The following is a 3,708-nucleotide window of genomic DNA, read 5'->3' on the forward strand; positions in this document are numbered from 1 at the left end:
CGCGGGTTCCCGCATCTTCCAATCGATTGATAACTTGCTCGGTGAATATCACATCATTGAACTCGACAATCAAATGCAATCCGGTTGTATGGCCGCTGATTTTACACCTGCCGTGAAAATATGTTTTTATACTTTGAATAATCGTATCCTGGCGTTTACGGTATACTTTTTTCATTTTGGCGATATGCCGTTTAAAATGTCCTTGTTCGATAAATTTAGCCAAAACAAGCTGATTCAGCGAAGGTGAATGATGATCCAAGAGATCCTTGGCAAATGCTGTTTTCAAGAAATATCGCGGTTAATATTGAGGAATACCCGCAGGGAAAAAAGGAATGACCCCAGCCCTTTTAAATTCCATTGGATATATAAATACCTTTTTTTGCATAAATAGAGGCTTTTTTAGTTTTTAGTTGAAACCGAGCCAATAATCATAAATCTGATAAATGAACCTTTTCGCGATCGGCTTCGTTATTATATTAGAGAAAGAAACACTGCAGTGTAGCATAAAAGGGGGGGAAGTATGCAGTCGGATGAAGAATGGCAATATTTACGGGACTTCCAAAAGGGAGAGCACCGGGCTGTGGAAATACTTGTGGATGAATACTACCCCGCCCTTTTAAACTTTCTCCTTCGCATGGGATGCCCGCCAGGCGATGTGGATGATATCATTCAGGAAACCTTTATCAAGGCAGCAAGGGGGCTTTATCGTTACCAACATAGGGACCGGTTCCGAATCTGGTTGTTCAAGATATGTCATAACAGCCTGCGCGATTATTATAAAAAGGCCTCCCGGCGCCGGGAAATTCCACAGGATCCAGAAACCGTACCTGCGGCAGAAGCAGGCCATCCCGAAAGCATTGTTATAGAAAAGGAACAGGCACTCCGGGTGCAAGCCGCTTTAAATCGATTGCCTCCCAAGCAACGCCTGGCAGTGGTTCTGCGATATTATCACGGGTTTTCAATTAAAGAAATTGCCCAAATGGTCCATTGCCCGGTTGGAACAGTAAAATCACGATTGAATGGGGCTCTAAGTAATCTAAAGAGTTTTTTGCAGGAAGGGGAGGTATTATGAACAGCAATAGAAATTCAGAAAAAGAAATATTTGAATTTCTTATGTCTTATCCGGAAACCATCCCTTCTCAGGCTGAAAAAGCTCGGACAGTAATCCGGGTGCAGCGGGAAATAAGAAAAAACCGGGCGACTCGAATGAGCAGCATGGATATTCTGTTTCTTCTCTTGTTGCTGGCAGCAGCCCTGTTTTTACCTTTTTTCATTGCCCTGCCGGAATTCTCAGCAGGACAGATTCTACAACATTATTACCAATTACAGTATTCACACCGTATTGTTTTGTATTTAATCTTAACTGGTCTTTTAACCACTCCCTTGCTTTTAACAATACTACCGTCAAATAAAGGAGGTAATCATTAATGCCTGGAACGCTTTTGGCAAATAGAAAAATCGCCATAACCATAATAAGCATAATTATTCTGATGCTTTTATCTATGGGCGGTGCCTATCTCGGTGGCCTTAAACAAAAGCAGCTAATGGATTCGGTAAACCCACAGCTTAATCCTTCTATTTCCGAGTTGGGAAAACTTATTCAAAAAGGCGAAACCCCTGAGGTGCTGCAGCACCAATTGAAGATATTGATAAGCAATCATGAGCAGTTTGGTGATCTGTTCATTATTAACCAGGATGCCACCATTATAGCAGCGAAGGATACCAATGCCGTTGGTCTTGCTTACCCAATCATGTTTACGAGTAATATGTTCAAAGGACTGCCTCTCCCTTTCGCTTATAAAAAATCTGAAATGCCGCCCCCAAGTAACAGTTATACTGTTATGTCAAACCCTAACTTGATGTTCAAGGTCTTTGGGAGTTATAAGGCCCCGGATAACAATCTCTACCACATAATTGGCAATTATCATGTAAGTTCTACCATAAATGAGCAGTTGGATCGGTTTGGTTATTATACTATGCTTTGTATGAGAGTTTATCATATTTGCTTTATCCTCTTCTGGTTGCTCTTGGCTATCTGGGTCTATCAGGATGCCCGCCGGAGGCCAACTAATGCTGCCGCCTGGGGCATTCTGACCTTGTTCACCAACGTAATTGGCTGGTTGGTATATCTGATTGCCCGGCCAATGCTCAGTTTATGCCCAAACTGCAATCAAGAGCAAAGCAACGACTTGAAATTCTGCACATCCTGCGGCGCTCTATTAAAAAGCTGTTGTACTGAGTGCGGCGGTGAGTTAAAAGGAGAATGGGAATACTGCGGAAGCTGCGGCCATAAAATGGGATAATAACACAGAAGAAATCTTAAAGAGGTAGTGGTGTGATTCACACTGCTACCTCTCATACCTCATTTCAATTCTCTGGCCCGGACTTTCCCGGGTAGATATATTAGTCTTGTGCTATATTAATAGTATCATCCTGGTTAATCAGGCTAATTCTACTTTTTCAAGGCGGGCAATCCGCGCTTCCGGACTTTGCAGTAGAACCAAATTTGCCTCTTTCGTAGTTTAAACTTCCGAAATTATTAACGTACTCGGGCAATTCCCTGGTAGACCCGGCCATGAGGGGTATCCAGGGTGACCAGCATATCATCCTCCAATAGACCGGTGGCATTTCTGGCTCCTACAATGACGGGAATGTTAGCATTCAAACCCATAATGGCCGCATTGGAGGTCAGGCCTCCTTCCTCCGCCACCAGGGCGGCAATTCTGGACAGGTGAGGGGCCAGGGCACAGTCGGCACTAGTGGTTACAACGATGTCCCCGTCTTTAATCTTTTCCATGTCTTCCGGATAAATTACTATTCTTACCCTCCCGGTAACCGGGTCTTTGCCTATGCCCATACCCTGGGCCAGAATTCGGCCTACAACATGAACCTTTAAAAGATTGGTACCTCCTGGGGAACCGATGGGCACTCCGGCAGTCAATATCACCAGGTCTCCATTGTTAATATAGGCAGACCCTAAGGCAGCTTTTATCGATTCTTCGAATAATTCATCGGTGCCGGAGGTTTCAGGAATCAAGAGGGGGTAGACGCCCCACACCAGAGCTAGCTTGTTCAATATCCGTTTTTCAGTGGTAACGGCGACAATACTGGCCTGGGGCCGGTATTTGGCTACCATCCTGGCGGTAAGACCGGTTACGGTAGGAGTAATTATGGCTGAGGCGTTCAAATTCATAGCGGTGGCACAGGTGGCAAAGCTGATAGCATCCGTTATGGACAGCTCTCCTTGCAGTCTCCTCTGCCGCAGGATTTCCTGGTATGGCAATACTTCTTCCGCCCGCCCAGCTATGCGGGCCATGGTCTTGACTACCTCAACCGGATATTTCCCGGCGGCTGTTTCTCCTGAAAGCATGATGGCATCGGCACCATCAAAAATTGCATTGGCTACATCAGAAACTTCCGCCCGTGTGGGACGGGGGTTTACCATCATAGAATCCAGCATCTGGGTGGCGATGATCACCATCTTTCCCCGGGGACTGCATTTCTCTATGATGTTCTTTTGCACCAGCGGTACTTCCTCCGCCGGTATCTCCACTCCCAAATCCCCTCTGGCTACCATTATTCCATCAGCTACTTTGATAATGTCTTCCAGGTTTTCTACCCCTTGCTGGCTTTCAATCTTGGCTATTATATCTATGTCGGCATCCCGCCGCTCCAAAAGACGCCTTATTTCCAGCACATCATCCGCTG

General features: G+C 45.3%; 4 protein-coding genes. 3 read left to right on the forward strand and 1 reads right to left on the reverse strand.

The features are described from left to right. Positions 1-520 precede the first annotated feature (520 nt). The 3 genes from PHP87_RS11370 to PHP87_RS11380 are packed head-to-tail and all read left to right on the forward strand — an operon-like array spanning position 521 to position 2,303. Positions 521-1,072: a sigma-70 family RNA polymerase sigma factor gene (locus PHP87_RS11370; RefSeq protein ID WP_299921457.1), complete on the forward strand. Its 552-nt coding sequence runs from the start codon at positions 521-523 to the stop codon at positions 1,070-1,072. After that, complete coding sequence (locus tag PHP87_RS11375; protein ID WP_299921459.1) at positions 1,069-1,428, forward strand: hypothetical protein; 360 nt, start codon at positions 1,069-1,071, stop codon at positions 1,426-1,428. The genes PHP87_RS11370 and PHP87_RS11375 overlap by 4 nt, the downstream gene beginning before the upstream one ends. Continuing rightward, complete coding sequence (locus PHP87_RS11380) at positions 1,428-2,303, forward strand: zinc ribbon domain-containing protein (RefSeq protein ID WP_299921461.1); 876 nt, start codon at positions 1,428-1,430, stop codon at positions 2,301-2,303. The genes PHP87_RS11375 and PHP87_RS11380 overlap by 1 nt, the downstream gene beginning before the upstream one ends. Before the next feature lie 236 nt (positions 2,304-2,539). On the opposite strand, the gene pyk is transcribed toward PHP87_RS11380, so the two are convergent. Then, positions 2,540-3,708, reverse strand: a 1,169-nt coding sequence (gene pyk, locus PHP87_RS11385; RefSeq protein WP_299921463.1) for a pyruvate kinase, incomplete at its 5' end; no start/stop codon positions are given.

Origin of the sequence: Syntrophomonas sp., from assembly GCF_028707975.1 — a bacterium.
GTDB lineage: Bacteria > Bacillota > Syntrophomonadia > Syntrophomonadales > Syntrophomonadaceae > Syntrophomonas.